Source organism: Anaerosoma tenue (assembly GCF_023161965.1).
In the GTDB taxonomy this organism is placed as follows: Bacteria; Actinomycetota; Coriobacteriia; order Anaerosomatales; family Anaerosomataceae; genus Anaerosoma; species Anaerosoma tenue.
The window spans coordinates 911709-930143 of sequence record NZ_JALNTY010000001.1; the positions used below are offsets into that span (position 1 = coordinate 911709).

The 18435-nt window shown below is 66.9% G+C and carries 20 protein-coding genes; 7 read left to right on the forward strand and 13 right to left on the reverse strand.

Annotated elements, in window-relative coordinates; translation table 11 throughout:
• Positions 1-5: 5 nt before the first annotated feature.
• Positions 6-701, reverse strand: a complete 696-nt coding sequence (locus tag MSB02_RS04495; protein WP_267194004.1) for a CDP-alcohol phosphatidyltransferase family protein — start codon at positions 699-701, stop codon at positions 6-8.
• A gap of 121 nt (positions 702-822) precedes the next feature.
• Positions 823-1710 carry a lysophospholipid acyltransferase family protein gene (locus MSB02_RS04500; protein WP_267194005.1) on the reverse strand — a complete coding sequence of 296 codons (888 nt, stop codon included), beginning with the start codon at positions 1708-1710 and terminating at the stop codon, positions 823-825.
• Positions 1711-1801: 91 nt separating this feature from the next.
• Between MSB02_RS04500 and MSB02_RS04505 the strand changes: the two genes are divergently transcribed.
• Complete coding sequence (locus MSB02_RS04505) at positions 1802-3001, forward strand: hypothetical protein (protein ID WP_267194006.1); 1200 nt, start codon at positions 1802-1804, stop codon at positions 2999-3001.
• Positions 3002-3011: 10 nt separating this feature from the next.
• Here MSB02_RS04505 and MSB02_RS04510 read toward each other — a convergent pair whose 3' ends face one another.
• From MSB02_RS04510 to MSB02_RS04520, 3 genes are all read right to left on the reverse strand, one after another.
• Entirely contained in the window at positions 3012-3620 is a 609-nt protein-coding gene (locus MSB02_RS04510) for a CheB methylesterase domain-containing protein (protein WP_267194007.1), read from the reverse strand.
• Positions 3620-4099, reverse strand: a complete 480-nt coding sequence (locus MSB02_RS04515) for a hypothetical protein (protein WP_267194008.1) — start codon at positions 4097-4099, stop codon at positions 3620-3622. Before MSB02_RS04515 ends, MSB02_RS04510 begins: the two co-directional genes overlap by 1 nt.
• Positions 4100-4185: 86 nt before the next feature.
• Positions 4186-5664, reverse strand: coding sequence for a DUF2779 domain-containing protein (locus MSB02_RS04520; protein WP_267194009.1), 1479 nt, complete (start codon positions 5662-5664; stop codon positions 4186-4188).
• Between the two features lie 125 nt (positions 5665-5789).
• On the opposite strand from MSB02_RS04520, the gene MSB02_RS04525 reads away from it, so the two are divergent.
• Complete coding sequence (locus MSB02_RS04525; RefSeq protein ID WP_267194010.1) at positions 5790-7028, forward strand: diguanylate cyclase; 1239 nt, start codon at positions 5790-5792, stop codon at positions 7026-7028.
• Positions 7029-7524: 496 nt separating this feature from the next.
• Positions 7525-8319, forward strand: coding sequence for a hypothetical protein (locus MSB02_RS04530; RefSeq protein ID WP_267194011.1), 795 nt, complete (start codon positions 7525-7527; stop codon positions 8317-8319).
• Positions 8320-8367: 48 nt separating this feature from the next.
• On the opposite strand, the gene MSB02_RS04535 is transcribed toward MSB02_RS04530, so the two are convergent.
• The gene (locus tag MSB02_RS04535) at positions 8368-8952 is read right to left on the reverse strand and encodes a DUF937 domain-containing protein (protein ID WP_267194012.1); all 585 of its coding nucleotides are present in this window, start codon (positions 8950-8952) and stop codon (positions 8368-8370) included.
• A gap of 72 nt (positions 8953-9024) precedes the next feature.
• Positions 9025-9276, reverse strand: a complete 252-nt coding sequence (locus tag MSB02_RS04540; RefSeq protein WP_267194013.1) for a GlsB/YeaQ/YmgE family stress response membrane protein — start codon at positions 9274-9276, stop codon at positions 9025-9027.
• 212 nt (positions 9277-9488) lie between these two features.
• On the opposite strand from MSB02_RS04540, the gene MSB02_RS04545 reads away from it, so the two are divergent.
• Positions 9489-11324, forward strand: coding sequence for a DUF4328 domain-containing protein (locus MSB02_RS04545; RefSeq protein WP_267194014.1), 1836 nt, complete (start codon positions 9489-9491; stop codon positions 11322-11324).
• A 107-nt stretch (positions 11325-11431) separates the two neighbouring features.
• On the forward strand, positions 11432-12118 hold the full coding sequence (locus MSB02_RS04550; RefSeq protein ID WP_267194015.1) for a hypothetical protein: 687 nt from the start codon (positions 11432-11434) through the stop codon (positions 12116-12118).
• A 115-nt stretch (positions 12119-12233) separates the two neighbouring features.
• On the opposite strand, the gene MSB02_RS04555 is transcribed toward MSB02_RS04550, so the two are convergent.
• Complete coding sequence (locus tag MSB02_RS04555) at positions 12234-12959, reverse strand: vWA domain-containing protein (RefSeq protein WP_267194016.1); 726 nt, start codon at positions 12957-12959, stop codon at positions 12234-12236.
• 142 nt (positions 12960-13101) lie between these two features.
• On the opposite strand from MSB02_RS04555, the gene MSB02_RS04560 reads away from it, so the two are divergent.
• The gene (locus tag MSB02_RS04560; RefSeq protein ID WP_267194017.1) at positions 13102-13797 is read left to right on the forward strand and encodes a helix-turn-helix domain-containing protein; all 696 of its coding nucleotides are present in this window, start codon (positions 13102-13104) and stop codon (positions 13795-13797) included.
• Positions 13798-13909: 112 nt separating this feature from the next.
• Here MSB02_RS04560 and MSB02_RS04565 read toward each other — a convergent pair whose 3' ends face one another.
• The 4 genes from MSB02_RS04565 to MSB02_RS04580 all read right to left on the reverse strand — a co-directional run bounded on the left by MSB02_RS04565 (position 13910) and on the right by MSB02_RS04580 (position 16232).
• Entirely contained in the window at positions 13910-14269 is a 360-nt protein-coding gene (locus MSB02_RS04565) for a type II toxin-antitoxin system Phd/YefM family antitoxin (protein WP_267194018.1), read from the reverse strand.
• Between the two features lie 110 nt (positions 14270-14379).
• Complete coding sequence (locus MSB02_RS04570) at positions 14380-15213, reverse strand: nucleotidyl transferase AbiEii/AbiGii toxin family protein (protein WP_267194019.1); 834 nt, start codon at positions 15211-15213, stop codon at positions 14380-14382.
• Complete coding sequence (locus MSB02_RS04575) at positions 15210-15821, reverse strand: type IV toxin-antitoxin system AbiEi family antitoxin domain-containing protein (RefSeq protein ID WP_267194020.1); 612 nt, start codon at positions 15819-15821, stop codon at positions 15210-15212. The genes MSB02_RS04570 and MSB02_RS04575 overlap by 4 nt, the downstream gene beginning before the upstream one ends.
• Positions 15822-15890: 69 nt before the next feature.
• Positions 15891-16232, reverse strand: coding sequence for an ORF6N domain-containing protein (locus MSB02_RS04580; protein ID WP_267194021.1), 342 nt, complete (start codon positions 16230-16232; stop codon positions 15891-15893).
• A gap of 332 nt (positions 16233-16564) precedes the next feature.
• Between MSB02_RS04580 and MSB02_RS04585 the strand changes: the two genes are divergently transcribed.
• The gene (locus MSB02_RS04585) at positions 16565-16951 is read left to right on the forward strand and encodes a hypothetical protein (RefSeq protein WP_267194022.1); all 387 of its coding nucleotides are present in this window, start codon (positions 16565-16567) and stop codon (positions 16949-16951) included.
• Here MSB02_RS04585 and MSB02_RS04590 read toward each other — a convergent pair.
• Positions 16849-18435 (reverse strand): DUF2357 domain-containing protein, encoded by a 1587-nt coding sequence (locus MSB02_RS04590; RefSeq protein ID WP_267194023.1) that lies wholly within the window; start codon positions 18433-18435, stop codon positions 16849-16851. The genes MSB02_RS04585 and MSB02_RS04590 overlap by 103 nt on opposite strands.

Consider the following 18435-nt stretch of genomic DNA (forward strand, 5'->3'; position numbering starts at 1 on the left):
GTCGCTCACTCCCCGATCCTGGCCAACTTCACCGCATACTGCCATGACGTCACGAGGAATACCCCGGACAGCGCGATCGCAAGCACGATGCCGATGATGTCGAAGGGAAGCAGGTCGCCAAGAAGGGGCGCGCCGCTCACGAGAGGCGTGAGGAACCATCCCTCGGCGAACATGATCGCGATGTTCACGGCCACGATGATCGCGCGCATCTCCGTGGGGCCGAACGTGCCGAAGCTGATCTTGAACACACCGTCCACGGCGGTGCGGATGTAGACGTGCACCGACATGAGCAGGTAGCCGATCATGGCGAAAGCCGCGATGTCGAGGCGCAGGAACGGCGACATCCCGATGCCGATGATCGTGAGGAACTCGGTGACCGCGTCCACGGTGTGATCGATGTAGAAGCCGAAGCGCGGACGCTCGATCTTGCGGTAGCGCGCGAGCGTGCCATCGAGGCTGTCGCCCACCCAGTTCACGAAGAAGCCTGCCGAGGCGAACAGCAACCACCACACGCTCTGACCCGAGAGCCAGTAGCCGGCGAAACACATGGCCGAGCCCACCACGCCGAGGCCGGTGAGGAAGTCCGGTGTCACCCACCGCGGGGCGCGGGCGGCCATCCACTGCAGCGCGGGCCGCTCGAGCGGACCGAGGAGCGTCTGGTTCACGCGGGTGTGCTTCTTGATGTCATTGGTCTCGGACATGCAGGCTCTCCTTGCTGGTGGTGCGTGGATGATGATCCGGCGCGGCCGGACGGCCGGAAGCCCTGTCAGAAGCGTACCGCACCCGCGCCCGGACGTGTGCACGGGATCGGGCGGCGGCGCATCATGGCGCCTCCACGTCGGGCCACACCACGTGGGGCATGGACCACTGGACGGGGTCCTCTGTGATCCAGCGCTCCACCGGGGCGAGCACCGCCTCGGCGTTGGCGCGCAAGACATCGGAGGTGGGGCGGTCGCCCACCATCGGGACCGGATCGGCCTGCAGGAGCTCGTAGCGGCCGTCGGGCCTCCGCCGGCCAGTCATGGGAACGACCGGCACGCCCGCGCGCATGGCCAGGCGCACGTGCAGGAGCGGGAGCGGCGCGGGGCGGCCGAAGAAGCGCGGCTGCACCTTGTCGGGCTCCGGCAACGGGCGGTCCAGGCCGGTGAGCACCGACGAACCCGACGCGAGACGCCGCGCCGCGGTCTTGAGCGAGTCCATCGACACCGGGGTGACCTCGAAACCCGCCCGGTTGCGCATCTCGTTCTGCCACTGATAGCTGCCGCCGGGGTCGGCCACGGAGAGCACCTGCATCCGCCATCCGTTTCGGCCCAGCAGGCGTCCCACCAGGTCGAAGTTGCCCATGTGCGCGCCCACATAGACGAACGGACCGTCGGTGCGGTCGCGCTCGATAAACGCGTGGAACGCCTCGTCGCGCACCACCGCGGCGTCCTCGGCGGCGTCCCTGCCGAGGACCCGGTAGAGGTCGTAGAGGAAGAGCGCCATCGCACGCACGTTCTCGGCCACGGCGGCATCGAGGGCGTCGCCCGTGAGCGTGCCGCCAGAGGCGACGTACTGGTTGGTGCGTGACGCCCTCGCGAGCGCGGAGTCGGGATCGCGGGCGATCCGGCGGGCCGCCGCCGACGCGAGAGTGCGGGCGAAGCCGGGTGGCGCCACACGCGCCGCCCCCACCGCAACGCGCATCCCCGCACGACCTATGACAGCTGCCACACGCCTCACGCGTCCTTCCCGGATATCAGCACAGTGTACCAGCACCACACGCAGTGCTACGCTCGTTCGCGACACCTGCGAAGGAGGAGCGATGAACGAGGCGGCCGGCCCGCTCCGGATCGACGAGATCCCGCTCGGGGACCCGCGGATGAAGGAGTTCGTGGCGTTTCACTGGAAGCTCTACGAGGGCAACACGCACTGGGTCCCGCAGTTCGACGCAGACCTCCTCGGCAACAGGCTCCTCGGCCTCACCGGACTTCTCACGCCGCAGCACCCGTACCACAAGTCGTCGGTCGCCACGCACTTCCTGGCCCTGCGCGGCAAGGAGACCGTGGGGCGCATCTCGGTGGTGGTGAACAACCGCTTCAACGAGTACTACGACGTGCGCGTGGCGTTCTTCGGCTTCTTCGAGTTCGTGGAGGACTACGCGGTGGCCGAGGCGCTGCTGGATGCCGCGCGCGAGTGGGCCACCCGCCACGGGGCCACCGTGATGCGTGGGCCGGGCGAGTACTGCAACATCACCCATGAGCGGCAGGGCTGCCTGATCGACGGCTTCGATCAGGACGTGTACGTGGAGCACACATGGAACCCGCCGTATTACCAGGAGTTCATCGAGCGGTACGGCTGCGAGAAGGCGATGGACTACCACGCGTACATCATCGACCTCTCGAAGCCGATCACCGACCGGCTCGACAAGGTGGCCGACGGGGTGCGCCACCGGGGCCACCTCGAGGTGCGCCCGCTCGACATGTCGCGGTTCAACGAGGACCTCAAGCTCGTGATCGACATCTACAACCAGGCCTGGGCGCAGAACTGGGGCTTCCTGCCGATCACCGAGTGGGAAGTGGACGCGCTGGTGGAGGCGCTGAAGCCCATCATCGACCCGGGCCTCTGCCGGTTCGCCTACTACAAAGGCGAGCCGATCGCCGTGCTCGGCGCGTTCCCCGACCCCAACTACGCCACCCGGCCGCGCTGGAAGCTCTACGGCGACAGCGACTACGCCCGCATCGCGCGGCTGTTCGCCACGCGTCGCTCGATCCCCCGCGTGAGGCTCATCTTCTTCGGCATCCTGCCGGGGTTCCGGCGGCTCGGCGCCGACTCGCTCCTCTACCAGGAGGTGCACCGCTACGCGGTCTCCAAGGGGTACAAGGCCGTGGACGTGTCGTTGCTGCTCGAGGTGAACGACCTCGTGATCCGCGCTGCCGAGTTCATGGGCGGTACGCGCTACAAGACGTGGCGGATCTGGGATCTCCCGCTCGAGGAACCCGGCGGGGACGGCGCCGCCAGCTGACGCGGGCTGATCACCGCCCGGCTGCGATGCCCGTGACCCGGGCGACGATCGTCCGGGGAAGATCGCCGGTGTCCACCGTCTCCTCCGCTGCGCCGAGGCCGATCGCGGCCTCGGGCATGCTGGCCGCCGCCGCCGAGCGCGGTGACTCGACGATCGTCCGGCCGCCCGCGCGGCGGATCTCCAGCAGTCCGCGGGCGCCGTCGTTGCCGATGCCGCTCAGCACCACCCCGATCACGCCGTGCCTGAAGACCGCCGCCGCCGAGGTCATGAGCGTGTCGATCGAGGGGACGTAGAACGCATCGCCGCTGTCGGCGTCGAAGCGGATACGGGCCTCGGCCGGGGTGCCCACGATGCGCATGTGCCGGCCGGCCGGCGCCACGTAGACGGTGCCCCGCACGAACCGCTCGTGCTCGCGCGCCTCGCGCACGTCGAGCCAGCAGAGCTTGTCGAGCCGGGCCGCCCACTGGGCGGTGAAGCCGTCGGGCATGTGCTGGCAGACGGCAACGGGCGCCGGAAGGTCCGCCGGGAGTGCGCGGAGCAGCGACTCCACCACCGGCGTGCCGCCCGTGGATGCGCCGATCACCACCGCCTGCATGGCGAAGCCTGTGAAGGCTTCCATCACGGCCCGGCTTTCGAGCGCGGCGTGCGGGCGAAGGCGAGCGTGCCCGCCGTGACCACCGCCGTGAACTGCGCCAGCGGGCCCGCCACGAAGAGCAGCACGAGCCAGGCGATCTTGGAGGGCTGTGAAGCCCACAGGAGGAGCGGTACCCCGAGCTCGGCCGCATCGACCGCAGGGTCGAGGAAGACCGGGATCGCGCCCGCCCACACGAACACCAGGACGACGAGGGTCACCACCGCGAGCGCGGCGGCGTGCGCGAGAAGCGAGCGGATACGCGCGCGTTCCACGGCGGGGCCCCCGGTCTCGGGAAGGCTCTCGGGCAGCACGTGCGGTCCCCGCCTCACGAGCCACCAGCCCACGCCGAAACCGTAGAGGACGGCCAGGATCGGCAGGCTGAGACCGATGCCGATCGCGAAGACGTCGATCAGGGCGATCACGATGTACGGGAAGTTCTGACGCCAGAACGGTGCGCCTGCCATGGGACACCTCACATCGCAGAGGGCGGTCGTCTAGGTTGTAGAGGCCGATCGTCTAGAACGGTAGCAGACCCGGTGACCCCGCGTCGTCATACCCCCGCCTGCCGACGCATCTCCTCAAGAAGGCACACCATCGCGTAGGTATCCAGACCGCAGTACTCCGTGAGGTCGCGGACGGTGGCCGCGACCTCGTGGGCATCGGCCCTACCGGTGACGATGCGCAGATAGCGCACGCTCGCGGTCTGGCCGTCGGCGATCGGCATGTCAGCGTACGAGAGCGTGGGGCACCACGCCGGCAGCACCTGCTTGATGCTCGTGCGTCCCACGGTGGCAGGGTGACGCGTGTTGGCGCTGATCAGGGGCGCGAGGTCCACCAGGCGCTCGATGACGCGCCGGATCGCGGGCGCGAGGCCGGGCAGAGCGGTCGCAAGAGCCTCGAGCTGCGTGCGCTCGTAGCGCGTGTAGTGCGTGACGGAACCCGTCTCTCCGACATCCGCCAGCAGGTGCTCGGCGAGCTCGCGCCGCGGGTCGCCGGGGCCGGCATGCAGGTACTCGCTGTGCTCCACGTCGCCGCCCTCGTGATGCGTGTGGATGGAGTACTGGAAGGGGATCTGTTGATACGGCCGCGTGCCCTGCCAGAGCGGCAGCGCGGGATTGACCGTCTCGAAGTCGAGATGATGCACCGGCCACCGCAGCCGCGCGAGATCACGCGCGAGCCCGGCGGCATCCACGTACGGCTGTCCGGTCTTCACGACAGCCACCACCTCGCGTTGGGCCGTGGTGAGGCCCGGGAACGAGTCGGGCACGTCACGGATGCTCGTGACCCCCGCATCGAGCAACGCGTGGAGCACGGGATCGGAGATCCTCGGCAGCGCTGTGACCGGGTACTCTACGGGCAGGAACGCATGGCAGTAGCCGACGAAATCGCAGGTGTACGGCGACGAGCACTGCGAGCCGATCCGCACCTGCGGCTCGGGGCCCTCGAGCATCGCGCCGAGCCGCGCCAGATCGCCGGGCACCGATGCCATGGCAGCGCGGGCGCGATCGGTCACGTCGGCTATCGTGAAGAGCGCACCGGGGTCGTACCCGCCGCCGTCGTAAACATACGACGTGTCGATGTGGACGATGTTGATGGTGCGGAGCGGCAGACCCGACCCCTCCACTGCGTACGCCTGCACCGCGGCATCAGTGATGTGAACGTCCTTGACCGAGCCGCTCGACTTCACCTCGTAGAGGTCCCATCGGCCATCGCCGGCGGCAGCGAGGATGTCCACACGCGCGAACGCGCCCCCGTACGAGAAGGCCGGTTCGTAGAGCGCGGTGGCCCCTTCGGCCAGCAGCCGGCGTGTGGTGGCGAGAGCCTCGTCCGGGTGCCGGTGGTCCTCGGTGACCTCGACGCCGCCCGGGAACAGCTGCTGCGCCAGGCGGCCGACCTCGCTGCCCTGGTCGAAGATCCACTGCTGCGACTCCGTGACCGGCGCCGCGAGATCGCGCCGGTGCACTGCAAGCCAGAGCGCCTTGGGGCACTGCAACCCTTTCTGGAACCGCGACTTGGAGAGACTGCTCACTCCCACACCCCCTTCATCGCGCCCATCGTACCGCTCGGCTATGACACGGTCCTGCACTCCAGACACCCGGATGCGTTGCCGATACACTTGGCGAACAGTCGTATACGCAGAGCGGGCCGGTGACCGTGGAGACTGCACAACATCAGATGGGGATGCGCCGCTTCACCATACAGTTGGTGGTAGCGGCTATCGTCTTCACCGCTCTCACGTTCACCGCCATCTACGCCCGATCACGCGCGCTCCTCTACGAGTCGCTCCGCGACCAGGCGGCGAACCACTTCGATCTTATCGTGACCGCTCGCGCATGGAACGCGCATCAGAACGGCGTGTGGGTGGTGATGCGCGATGGCGTGGAACCCAACCCCTACCTCGACGACCTCGGCGTGGACGCGGTGATCGAGACGACAGACGGGCGACAGCTCACGCTGCGGAATCCCGCCATCATGGCCGATGAGATATCGCAGCTTCTCAAGACGCGGCGGGGTATCACCTACCACCTGGTGGCGCTCGAACCGGTGAACCCCTACAACACGCCGGATGAGTGGGAGCGGGATGTCCTGCTCGGCTTCGACGACAGTGACGAGCCGCAGTGGACCATCGACCACCAGGAGCAGATGTTCCGCTACATGCGTCCGCTCAAGGTGGAGGGCGCGTGCGTGCCGTGCCACCAGGCGCAGAGCTACGAGATCGGCCAGGTGGCGGGAGCCACCACCGTGGAGATTCCGATGGCGTCGCTCAACGACCGCCTTCGCGGCAACGTGGTGACGCTCGTGATCCTCGGAACGCTCTCGGCGATGGCGGCGACCGGCTCGATCCTGCTGATGACGCGCAGACTGAACGCGCAGGTGAGCGATGCGCGCAACCGGCTCGTGGACGTGGCGCGCACCGACGAGCTCACTGGCCTGCTCAACCGCCGCGGAACGCTCGCCCGGCTGGAGACCGAGGTTGCCCGCTCGGCACGCACGGGCACGCCGCTCGCCCTGGCGATGCTCGACCTCGACCACTTCAAGAACGTGAACGACACGTTCGGCCACAGCGTTGGCGACGAGATGCTCCGCCACTTCGCGCGGCTGGTGGATGACGAGAGCCGTTCGTACGACATCGTCGGCAGGCTGGGCGGCGAGGAGTTCCTGCTCATCGCGCCCGAGACCGACCTGGAGGAAGCGGCGATCGTGGCCGAGCGCATCCGCACACGAGTGGCCGCTGAGCCGCTCCGCATGAACGGCGAGCCCATACCCATGACCGTGAGCATCGGCGTGACCGAGCTGACAGACGGTGAGGATATCGACGCGCTGTTGTTGCGGGCCGATGCGGCGATGTACGCCGCGAAGGACGCCGGGCGCGACCAGGTGGTGGCCGGCTGACGGCGACGGCACGGGCGCATGCGGAAAGCGCTCCGGGGTGCTGCGCGGGGAATCGGCCGAACGGCCTGAGAATAGAGGTGTCCCGAGAAACCGCTCCTACGAAGATCCGGTACTCACTAGCTTCCCGTTTCTTACCATTGGGCGCTGAGAACATCCGGCCAGCTTGCGCGTGCCTTCCGATCCAACTCCCGCCGGCAGCTACTGGTACGCTACCTTTCGCGGTTCTCCCGGCTCGACCTCTCGGGACAACCACGACTCTACGGCATGCAACGGAGCTGCGCAAGGGCAAAATCGCAAAATGTCGAGGATGCTGACGAACGGTATCTACTCGCCGTTCTCCGGCTATCTTGGAACGACAAGCGGTTTCCACCGAGGACGGGCGGGCGACTGCACACGCCACGGGGCGTTTTCGGGGTCTGAACGGCCGCTTCACGCATCGGGAGCCCGCAGGCTACACTCTTCACAGCGTTGGACGACTCTCGCCGAGGAGGCCGCCATGAAGCGGATCGCAGTGTTGGTGCTTTCGCTCGTGCTCGTGTTCCTGGTAGCGGGATGCAGTGGCGGCGCGGAGCCCGCGGACACGGGCGCAGCCGACGACGACGGCGCTCCGGCGTCGTCGGGCGACATCGACATGCTTGCCACGGTCGACGACCTGAGCGCGGCGCTCGAGCGCGACCACGCGGACGCCGAGTGGTACGGCGACATCACCGACATCACCGTCGACACGATGCTCGGCACCCAGGTACTCGTGGTGCATGTGGCGTGGGGCGGCACGGACCCCGACTATGAGACCACCAACCGCAAGGCGCAGGGCATCTCGGATGCGCTCTTTGCCTACAGGCAGACTATCGCGCCCAATTACGCGCTGATGCATGCCGACGGGAAGACGCTCTACATGGGCTCGTCGAGCGACCTCGACGCCACGCCGATGGACTCGGTCTTCACACTCCCGGCGGCGCCACAGACGGCCGAAGAGGTCTCGGCATGGTTGGATACGGTCTACGGGTCCGGTGGCATCGTGACGCTCGGCCCCGATGAGACCTGGTACGGCACGATCGAGTCGATCACCGTCTCACAGAAGGATTGGGGCTCCGGGCCGACAACGGTGCTCGAGGTGACCACGTCGCCAGCATCGCCCACCGACGTGAGCCTGCTTGGCGTCGCCCTGCAGACCACCGGCTCGCCGCTGCTGGCGAACTACAGCATCGTCGTGCCGGACGGCTCCGGCCCCGGCGGATCGGCCACGACCAACGGCCCGGGGACGGCCGGCTGGTTCTACCTGGCCGAGTAGCAGCCGCTGCTGACCGGGCGCGTCCGGCGCCCGGTCGCGCGACCGCCGCTACTTCTTGAACATCTTGCCCACGAAGCCCATCACGTCGTCCACGGCCGAGCCGTCCTTGTCGGCATCGAAGGCGGTGTTGAGTATGCCGAGAAGGTCGGGCGCGTCCTCGGCATCCTGTTGTTTGGCCGAGCCGAGCATGGAAGCCAGTCCGCTCGCGTCGAGCCCCTTCTCACGCTGCGTCTTGCCGAGCATGCCCATCACGAGCGGCGCGGCGATGGTGAGGATCTGGCCGATCTGATCGCCGGACAGACCGGTCTTCTGCGAGAGGCCCTTCTCCACCACCGGGCGCTTCTGCCCGAGCGCGTGCTTGAGGATGCCGGGCCCCTCGCCCGCCTGCGGATCCTGCAGCAGCCCGCCAAGGTCGCCGAGCACGGAGCCGTCGTGGTCTTTCTGGAGCGCGCGGAGCAGGTCGTTGGCGCCGGACGGCTCCGACGCGTTGTTGGCGAGCGCGGAGACGAGCAACGGCATCGCTGCGGAAAGCGCGGACGACGCCTTGCTCTCATCGACGCCCACGGTCTTGCCGATCTCGGAGAGAGCGCCCGAGGAGAGCTGCTCCATGAGGTCACGGGTGAGTACGTCCATATGCGTCCTTTCAGAAGCCCGCTGTGCGGGCACGGCAGTGCTATACGATAAGGAGAGCGGCGCGCTGAAGCGCTAGCGCTTCTTGATCATCCCGTAGACCACGAGCACGAGCACGGCGCCTGCGGTGGCCACGAGCAGCGTGGTGAGGTTGAAGCCCGTGATGGCCTCCTTGCCGATCAGGCTCATGATGCCGCCGCCGAGGAGCGCGCCCACGATGCCCAGGCCCGTGGTGAGGAAGAAGCCGGCTTTCTGATCGCCCGGCATGATCCACTTGGCGAGAAGCCCGGCGACGAGGCCGACGACGATCCATGACAAGATGCCCATGAGATGCCCCCTTTGGGTGGCTTGCGGTTACCTGGAGTACATACCCGAGAAGGGCCGCCGCAGAGTCTCGAGGCGCGCAGACCCGGCAGATCAAGCGGCCGGCACCTCGCCCCCGGCGCTGCCCATCTTCGGGTATATAGGCCACACAGGCGCACCGGCAGCTGTCCGGGAGAACCGGCGCGTGACATCACGACCCACGGGGGGTGGGCTCCATGTCCGATCCTGCAGCCGCACGCGCAGGCGAGATTCCCGGCGTGCGGTCTACGACCACTGTGTTGCGCTCCGGCGCGCGCTGGGCGATCGCGATGATCGTGGCCGGCGCGCTGCTGTATCTGCTCATGGGAGTCTTCTCGCTCGCGGTGCTCGTAGCAACGATCGGTCGACCTGACCCGAGGACCGTGCTGCTCGGCGTCGAGTGGGTGACGATCGTGCAGAATCTGCTCTACCTGGCCGGCGGGATCGTGGTGCTCGTGTGGCTCAGGGGCGTGAACGTGCGCCTGCGTGCAGCCGGACGCCAGGGGATGAAGTTCTCTCCGGGCTGGACTGTGGGGTGGTTCCTCATCCCGTTCGCCAACTTCGTGTTTCCGCCACAGGTCATGCAGGAGCTCTGGCGCGCTTCCGCACCTGAGGCCGGACCCAACACGTGGCAATCATCGAAGGGCTCACCGCTGCCGGCGCTCTGGTGGTATCCGTTCCTGGCGGGCAACATCCTGGGGAACGTGGCGACATCGCTTGCCCCTGTGGTCGGCACGCGCCTGCTGCTGATCGGGAACGTGATCACCACGGTGCTCCTGGGCGTGGGAGCCTTTGCGGCGGTGCGCTACATCCGGCAGGTCGGCGCCAGGATGTCCGCTCTCGAAGGGACAGAACGCGCCGAGCGGCCATCGGCGGGCCTCGCACTCCTTGGCGCCGCGGTCGGCGGCGCAGTGAGCGTCGGCGCGTACACCATCCTGTTCAACACGCTGGGCATCATCGGGCTTCTCCGCGGGTCCAACGTGCTCATGTTCCTGGTCGCGTTCATCGCAGGAGCGGTGGTGGGTTACTGGACCGCCTTTGGCGCAGGCGGAAGATCCCCCGTAATCGCAGCGATCGCCGGTGTGACAGCGTATCTCGCGCTGTCTTCCAGCGAGGTGATCCAGGAGATGAATCGCTTCATGGGATTCGCGTTCGATCTCGAACGGTTCACCAGGTTCTCCGGAACGATCCTCCTGCGAACGTTGACCAACCCTTACGTCATCGGGGCGTCGATCGCGGCCGCACTGGGTGCGGTCGTCATCGCACTCGTGCGGCTGCCGTTCGATCCGTGGCGTGTGCGCCGGGTGGCGTCGACCAGCCCTGCAGCGGTCACGGAGACGCCTGCGCCGATGGCGGCGGCAGTGAACGCCGTACCGCCCGTTGCGCCGAACGAGGCGCAGACCGCTCCGGCCGCCCCGCAAGCCGAGACCACCGCCGCGCCGATGCCGTCGGAGGACCCCGCCGCCATCGCACGCAAGCGGCGCACCGTGATCATCGCCGTCGCCGTCGGCGTGGCCCTGCTCCTGGGGTGCGGACTCTGTGCGACAGCGGCCCTGGTGGTTCCTCAGATCATGGCCGATCGCGGAAGCGCGCCTGCCGAGGTGACCGCGCCTGAGGTCCCGGTGGAAGTGCCCGCCCCCGAAGCGCCCTCCGAGCAGGTGGAAGAGGTGGAGGAAGAGCCGTGGGAGTCTGCCGAGGAACCCGTGGAGCCGGACACGGCGTTCATGGCGACGCTCCTCCCGGATCAACTGGTCATCGTGCTGTATGCGGCAGCGTCTGCCGGCGACATGCCTGTGGTGCAGGCGGCGTTCGCGCAGCCCTCGGACTTCGACCCCGCGATGCTCGCAACCTGGGGCGATCCCGACTTCGCGGTCGAGGAGGTCACCGACGGCGAGGTGGGCGACGAGTACCTGCTGCAGGTCCGCGAGGCGGGCGGCGGGATCTCTGACGAGGACACCGTGACCTACACCGTGCGCCGGATCGACGGCAGTTGGCTCATCGTCGACTGGAGGCCGGGCGGATTGGCCGAGTAGCGAAGGCCGAGGGGTACGCCGGACCCTCCCGAGGGTCGGGGTGAGGCCGGCTGCGCGCCCTGGTATCCTGAGCGCGGACAGCCTCGGACCTTCGAACGGAGACCGCTGTGGGCCTCTACTCGATCGGCTACATCGCGTACGGGTTCCTGCAGGCCGCGCTGGCCGTGTGGGCGTTCACGCTGTGGCGCCGCGACCGCACCGCCGGCGCGTTCATGCTGATGCTGCCGATCGCCACGGTCTGGTACGACAACCTCATCATCGGCCTGGGCAGCACGATCGGCGCAGGCGCCACGCTCGAGGCGCTCACGTTCCCGCGGTTCCTCGGGCACTCGCTCTTCACGCCGAGCTGGATCGTGGCGGCCGTGATGCTGGCCACGCGATTCGGCGCGTTCCGCGGCCGCGAGCGCATCGCGAAGATCGGGTCGTGGGTGCTGTACGCCGCGATGGTGGCCGTGGGATTCCTGAACGAGGTCATCTCGTTTGAGGGCGAGCTCGTGGCCGAGGCCGACGTGCTCTACTACACCAACGTGGGGCGCCTGTTCACGCCTCCCCCGCCCTCGCTCACGATGACGATCGTGGTGCTGCTCGCCGGCATCTACATCGCCATCCGCACCAAGGGCCGCTGGCCGTGGATGGCGCTCGGCGCGGTGCTCGTGCCGGCAGGACAGTTCGTGAACGCCGAGGGGCCGATGTTCTTCGTGGTCAACTTCGGCGAGATCCTGATGTCGGCGTCGCTCGTGGCCACGCTCGCGTACGTGATGCGGCGGGAGCGGGCGGGAACGCGCGAACGATAACGGGTGCGATCCCTCGCATCCGATGTTAGTAACAAGCGATGTTAGTAACGTGCGATGTGAGTGAAGATGCCACGAGCCGGAAGCCATCGCTGCGAGGCCTTACCGGCAGTTGTCGCTACGCCTTCTTCCCGCGCTTGCCCTCACCGGCTTTCTGGCGCTGCTTGTACTCCTCGTACTCCATCGCGCCGACGGCCTCGAACTCAGGCGTGAAGAACGTTTCGTTCGCCAGCAGCGCCGTACCAGCCCGCCGGTAGCCGCGTACATTGCGCGACATCCGCAGCATCGTGGCCGACGCCTGCTCGGGCGTGGCCTCCCAGTTCATGGCACGATCGGGTGCGATGCCGATCCGCTGGCTCGCCGCGTAGGAGTCCTGGTTGGCGCCGAGGTAGATGAACTCGTATCCCTTGTCCTCGCGGCGATCGCTGATCATACGGAAGACCGCACGCTGGTCGAACTCACGGCTGGAGTTCTCCTGGCCGTCGGTCATGATCACGAAGAGGACCTGGTCGGGGTGATGCTGCGCCACGTAGTCGTCGGTGATGCTCATGGTGTGCGCGATCGCGTCGTAGAGCGCGGTCATGCCGTCTGGGTGATACGTCTCATGGTTGAGCGGGGCCACGTGCCGCACCGGCACCGCCGATGCGACCGTCTCGAACCGCGTGTCGAACAGCGTGAGCGTCATGCGTGCGTCGCCGCCCTCGCGCTGCTGATCGCCGAGGAACTCGTCGAAGCCCGAGATGGTGGCCTCCCGGATCGAGCTCATCGACCCGCTCTTGTCGAGCACGAAGTTGATGAGGATGCTCCGCTCCTCCTGGCGCCTCGGTGTCGCGTTGCTGACCATGGTGGACCCCCTTCTTCTCATCCGCCCTGCCGAGTATGGCCGGTCGGTCTGACATCCCTGGCAATAGGTGTTTGCCAACCCTGTCAAATGGATAGTACCCACCCTTTGTCATTTCTGTCAAATCATTTGCCAGAGGTGTAGAATGGGACCGTACGGAGCAGCGAAACGGATGCGGGGGTTGGTGATGAGCGAACTCGAGTTCGGCCGGAAGCTTCGCGCGCTCAGGCACGAACGCAGCGAGACGCTCGAGGACGTGTCTGCGGCCACGGGGCTCTCCGTGGCAATGCTCTCGCGCGTGGAGCGCGGCCAGCGGCTCCCCTCCCCCGAGAGCGTGGAGGCGCTGGCGCGGCACTTCGGTCTGCCCACCGAAGAGCTCATGCGCGAGACGATCGCGAGCAGGATCGTGAACAGTTACGGGCGTGAGTGGACGGGGACTGTAGCCGAGGAGGCGCCGGCCGGGCCGGTCCTCGCCAACAGGCTGGGGTCCTACGGGGACATCCTGCCGAATCGTGCGGTCGCAGCGCCGAGTGTTGCGAGTTCTGCGAACCGGGCGCCGGAGGTTCATCGCATGGAGTTCGCAGATTCGCTACAGCCCAGGTCAGCGGATGTGCGAACCACACCATCGAGACGCGCCGGGACCGTGTTCAGCGCGCGGCCCGTGGAGGAGTTGTTCGAGGGGGACGCCGCGCGCGACTCGCTTGTCGACGCGGCCCGCGTGGCCGAGGTGGCACTCGAGAGTGCGATGCGCGCAGTGCGCCGGGCGCAGGCGAGCGGCGACCCCCGGCAGGTGGAAGAAGCCGGGCGGGTGCTCCAGCGGCTGCGGGGGAAGATCGGCTAAGGGCCTGACGCGAGTCGTGGAGAACAGCGGCTACGGCCCCAGTGTAGTCAGGGCTCCTGCAGTCGCAGATTTCGATGTCAAGATCGGGCGATGGGCACCCATGACCGACCCGCTACTCGTCGCGCATGAGTTTGCGCAGAGCGGCTGTGGTTGGCTGAGGGTTCTCGATCAGGTCCCCCACGGCGTCGTACGACTCCGGCGAAAGCACGAGCGTGTCGACCTCCGACTGCACCTGCCCCCACGCGGCCTGGGCCTCGCGGGCGACCTGGATGGTCTCGATGGATCGCGAGAACTGCGGGTGCGCCTTCAGAACCGCCATCGCGGCATCAAGAATCCGAAGCTCCTCGATAGGCACGACCGCGGCCACGTCCGCGTCGTGGCGCGTCACGATGACGCGCTCCTTGCCGTAGGAGGCGCGGTTGAGGATCTCTGAGAAGTCGCGCCGCGCCTGCGCGGCGGTCACCCGTGTCATGGCTGCCTCTATCCCCAGTTCTGGACATCGAGAGAAGGATAGCACCATTGTACGTTTTGTACTCTTTGCACGTTCCCTTGAGCTTCGTGTGCCGCCAGCCGGCTGGTCCATCACGACACCGCGTGGCGCAGCGCCGGATCAATGAGCGCCCGCGCGACCACAGCGCCCTCCTCAAGTGTCGAGGCCTGCAGGCCGAGATCCTTCGCCAGCGCTCGATACTGTGACTCCCATGCACGCCGCGGTTCGGGAAGGTGAAGTGGCATTTCGCACGACAGGTCAGCCTCGAATGTGGCGATGAGCGCCGCACGCAACTCGAGTGGATCAACACTCGCTGTTTCCGCGATCAGGACGATGTCGACCAGGTCCTTGACCCTGCTGTTGTCCCGCCCACCTCGCGGACGAACGAGGGCATGTACCTTCTCCGCGAGATGCTGGCCGAGCGGGAAGCACGGGAACTCCACTGGCGGGATGCCAGCGAACTCAAGAAGCGACGACACCAGAAGATGCGAGACCGCGCCTATCCGTTCCTCCTCACATCCCAGGTCGACGTGGAAGGACTCGAACACTCGGCCGGCAAGCACGGAACGCACGGCGCACCGTAGCGGCGCGTCCACGGTGGATGGGCGCGCCACTTCGAACCTGAAGTGGTCGCCAAGATCGAGCAGAGCAACCGAGACGAGCAGGTTGAGTGCGGTCTCCGCCCGCTCCCGCGTGTGCAAGTCGATATCCCTGGTCGTGCGCGCCCGGTCCTGAAGTCGCAACTGGAGCGCCAATCCGCCCTTGAGAACCCACGCATCCGGCTCCTGCTCGAGCAGCCGTGCAAGCAGCCGATCGAAAGCGACCGTCTTCCGCAGTCGTGAAAGCGCTACGCCGGTGGCAAGCGATTCGGTTCGCAGCCGTTCTTCGAGCGCCATGCGGAAGCACGACGCGCTCTCGTACTTCATCGCTGCGCGCGTTCCAGCAGAGACCGCATTCGTCCGCCACGCTTACGAGCGTACTCACGGAGTCGTGACGTTGTAGTAAGCCCACGGCCGAGGGCCTCGTCGATAGCCTGCAGGACGATCTCGTCGGAGAGTCCGCTGCGAGCAACGTCTGCGATCGTGCGCTCCACAGTCGTGACCCTCACACCGTCACGTTCCGTGATCTCGCCTGCCTCGAGCCTGCCGGTGTGGAGCCTCAGACCGGGTCGACGCCGCGAGGCGGTCCGGGGCACTGTGACATGCACCTCGCCGGGCAGGATGTCCGAGAGGTCCCACAGCACGAGCGCACTCTCGTGCGAGACTGCCGCCGAATCCCCGGTGCGCAGGGAGGCGACCACGAGATCCGAATGCGGAGATTCGGGGTAGCGCCGCAGGCGGTAGATGCCGTGGTCGACCCGCTCCAGATTCCCGGCGGCCGCGTGATGCGCCAGCAGCGCCCGCGAGTATCCGGCCTCCGCCGCCTGCGCCGTAGTGAAGTAACCGGCGCGAGTCTCAGCAGTGAGGTACAGCGCGTCCTCGCTGGGAGAGCCCTCTGAACCGTTGTGTGCGTAATGTATCGCTTTCTTTGACATACCGCACACATTACTCGCGTTGAGAGCGAAGAGCAAGGCTCATGAAACGCGAAACCCGCCAAGATCGACTTACGGCCTGAACCCCACCGGATTCCGCGGCTTCAGCGGCGGCGCTGTCAGGGCTTGGATTGCTTGGATGATGACTCTGAACTGCTCGTCGTAGCGCAATTCCATGTCGTCGAGCCGACGTGCCAGATCAGCGTTCTCCGCGAGGATTTCGCGGAGCCGCACGAACGCACGCATGATCTGCACGTTCACCGCAACCGCATTGGGGCTACGCAGCACGCTGGAGAGCATGGCGATGCCCTGTTCTGTGAAGGCGAGCGGCGGTGTTCGGCGCCCGCCCCAGCCATCGGTGGTCGATGCCGCGCTCCTGAGGGCCGTCCACTCCTCCGGTGTCAGCTCGAACATGAAGTCTGGAGGGAAACGGTCGGGGTTGCGGCGGCGAGGTCAGCATCAAGGATGACCCGCGTATCCCGGGCGACACGAATGCGCAACTCCGCAGCCTCAACCGGTATCAGGGCGGTTTCGTCCGTCATCGCTCCCCCCAACTTGAAATCACAGTTTGTGATGTCAAGATCGTTTCCCCTGGTCACAGGGTTGACTTGAAATCACAGAGTACTCCCCCGTCGCCCATGATAGAACACGTGTTCGATTGGTCAAGACGCCGAAGATGGTGAGCCGCCCCCGCCCCTCTGCTACCCTGGTCTCAGCCCCATCCGCTCCCCCTCACGGAGCCGCCGATGCTCGTGTACCAGGCCACCAAGCGCGAGTTCATGGACGACGTGGAAGCCGACGCCATCGCCGATGCCATCACGGCGGCCTTCGAGCGCAAGCTGCACCGCGCCAACCCTGCCGAGGTGACGAGCTGGCGCAACTCGATGGAGTACATGTACAAGGTGCTCAACACGCCCGCGCTGCCCGACGGCTGCGGCGTGGCGATCGAGTTCAGCGTGCCGTACACGTCGAGCCGCATCGACTTCCTGCTCACCGGCCGACAGGGCGGCTCGCGCGACGCCGCGCGTAGTCAGAGAATCCGCTCGAGCAGCCGCCTCAGCTCTGCCCTATCGCCCGTCGGCTCCAGCGGAATCGCGCCCACGCCCTCCAGCGCTCCGGGTGCAACCTCGTAGAACCGCTCCTCAGTCCCCGGGTACAGAACCCACACCGTCGCGACCCGCGCACCCTCGCTGCCGAGGGCGTCCTTGTACGCATGCATCTTGTGGATGTCCGCGTTCTTCCACCAGCCCTTGCTGGCCACTCCCGCGCGGTCATCGGCCTCGAGCTTGTCGAGCTCCTGGCTGTCGAGCTCGGTCGGCACATCCCATCGATCGACCCGGAACTTTGCATCGAACAGGTGCAGCGTGTCGCCCACCTTGAGCACGATGTCTGGACGGAGCGGCACTGAGTACGAGCGCCACGTGCTGTTCGACCGGGAGAACGAACGGTTGTAGTGGAGCTCAATGCCACGCGGGAACACGGCCTTGATGCCCTCAGCGAGAAACGAGTGCAGATCATCACCGGAGACAAGCGCCTCGGTCGGGCGTCCGAGCAGTGAGGCCAACTGCTCCGCGAGCTCGAAGAAGCACCAGTACTCGTACAGCAGGCTCGCGCTCTTGGTCTCGATGATGCGGCGCAGGTCCTCTGCTGCCACGGGGTACCGCGAGGCAAGCACAAGTGCCTGGTGATGCAACAGCAACTCGCGATAGCCTGCTCGCTTCTGCAGCACTTGCGAGTGGACCGGGAAGCGCTGCATCTGACCGACATCACGCAGGAAGTCCGCGCCTTCCATCGCGCGCAGCTGGCCAACAAGCTCGTCGGCATCTTTCAGCAGCCGCCGGTCGATGCCCTCAGTAGCCAGGAGCACCGCACGCGCACGCTCCGCTAACTCAAGCGCGAGGTCGACGAAGTACTTCGCGAATCGATTCTCGGGGTTGTCGATGCAGGTCTCGGCGGTGACTTCGACGACCTCCGTGGGGAAGTATGTGCGTCCTCGCAAGTCGGTGAGCTGCGAGCCGAGAGCGGTGGTTGCGAGCGGTGACCCGGCGGGCAGATGTGCCCAGGACTCGGGGTGCGAGGCGATCCGCTCGAGCGTCCTGGGCGTCACGCTACGAGCATCCCACGGCGTCACGCGCCGCTCTTCGCGGATGAGCGTCCGGTGCGGGTCCGCAGCCACCAGCGCCCATGACTCCTCGAGCGATGGCCGCGCGAACCACATCGCCCAACGGAGGTAAACGAGCGCGTGATACAGGCGATCACGCTCATCAAGCGCCTCGCGGGCGAACGGGACGAATGACGGCGAGTTGATATCGAACGGCAAGTTCGACACTCGGTCGGTGATTTGCAGCAGCAGGGACTCGAATCCACCGGAATCGAGCTTGGACGAGCGGACCTCGACCAGCTGATCGCCGAGCCAGAGTAGACCGATGTAGTCACCGAAGTTGACCAGCCCACGCCAGATGTCATCGCCTGGGAGCTCGCGCTTGAGACAGCCCTCCGGCACCGTCGGCTTGCTGTCCGCCTCGATCACATACTCGCTCCAGCAGTCGAGGATGATGCGGCCACTCTCGGAGGGGAGGCACTCCTGATCGGAGCTCTTTCCGGCGAGGATGCGCAT

Excerpts from the sequence above, each read along its gene's own strand:
- MSB02_RS04495 (WP_267194004.1), bottom strand. The coding sequence starts at position 701 with ATGTCCGAGACCAATGACATCAAGAAGCACACCCGCGTGAACCAGACG.
- MSB02_RS04505 (WP_267194006.1), top strand. The coding sequence starts at position 1,802 with ATGAACGAGGCGGCCGGCCCGCTCCGGATCGACGAGATCCCGCTCGGG.
- MSB02_RS04510 (WP_267194007.1), bottom strand. The coding sequence starts at position 3,620 with ATGGAAGCCTTCACAGGCTTCGCCATGCAGGCGGTGGTGATCGGCGCA.
- MSB02_RS04515 (WP_267194008.1), bottom strand. The coding sequence starts at position 4,099 with ATGGCAGGCGCACCGTTCTGGCGTCAGAACTTCCCGTACATCGTGATC.
- MSB02_RS04530 (WP_267194011.1), top strand. The coding sequence starts at position 7,525 with ATGAAGCGGATCGCAGTGTTGGTGCTTTCGCTCGTGCTCGTGTTCCTG.
- MSB02_RS04535 (WP_267194012.1), bottom strand. The coding sequence starts at position 8,952 with ATGGACGTACTCACCCGTGACCTCATGGAGCAGCTCTCCTCGGGCGCT.
- MSB02_RS04540 (WP_267194013.1), bottom strand. The coding sequence starts at position 9,276 with ATGGGCATCTTGTCATGGATCGTCGTCGGCCTCGTCGCCGGGCTTCTC.
- MSB02_RS04545 (WP_267194014.1), top strand. The coding sequence starts at position 9,489 with ATGTCCGATCCTGCAGCCGCACGCGCAGGCGAGATTCCCGGCGTGCGG.
- MSB02_RS04555 (WP_267194016.1), bottom strand. The coding sequence starts at position 12,959 with ATGGTCAGCAACGCGACACCGAGGCGCCAGGAGGAGCGGAGCATCCTC.
- MSB02_RS04560 (WP_267194017.1), top strand. The coding sequence starts at position 13,102 with ATGGGACCGTACGGAGCAGCGAAACGGATGCGGGGGTTGGTGATGAGC.
- MSB02_RS04565 (WP_267194018.1), bottom strand. The coding sequence starts at position 14,269 with ATGACACGGGTGACCGCCGCGCAGGCGCGGCGCGACTTCTCAGAGATC.
- MSB02_RS04570 (WP_267194019.1), bottom strand. The coding sequence starts at position 15,213 with ATGAAGTACGAGAGCGCGTCGTGCTTCCGCATGGCGCTCGAAGAACGG.
- MSB02_RS04575 (WP_267194020.1), bottom strand. The coding sequence starts at position 15,821 with ATGTCAAAGAAAGCGATACATTACGCACACAACGGTTCAGAGGGCTCT.
- MSB02_RS04580 (WP_267194021.1), bottom strand. The coding sequence starts at position 16,232 with ATGTTCGAGCTGACACCGGAGGAGTGGACGGCCCTCAGGAGCGCGGCA.
- MSB02_RS04585 (WP_267194022.1), top strand. The coding sequence starts at position 16,565 with ATGCTCGTGTACCAGGCCACCAAGCGCGAGTTCATGGACGACGTGGAA.
- MSB02_RS04590 (WP_267194023.1), bottom strand. The coding sequence starts at position 18,435 with ATGCGCATCCTCGCCGGAAAGAGCTCCGATCAGGAGTGCCTCCCCTCC.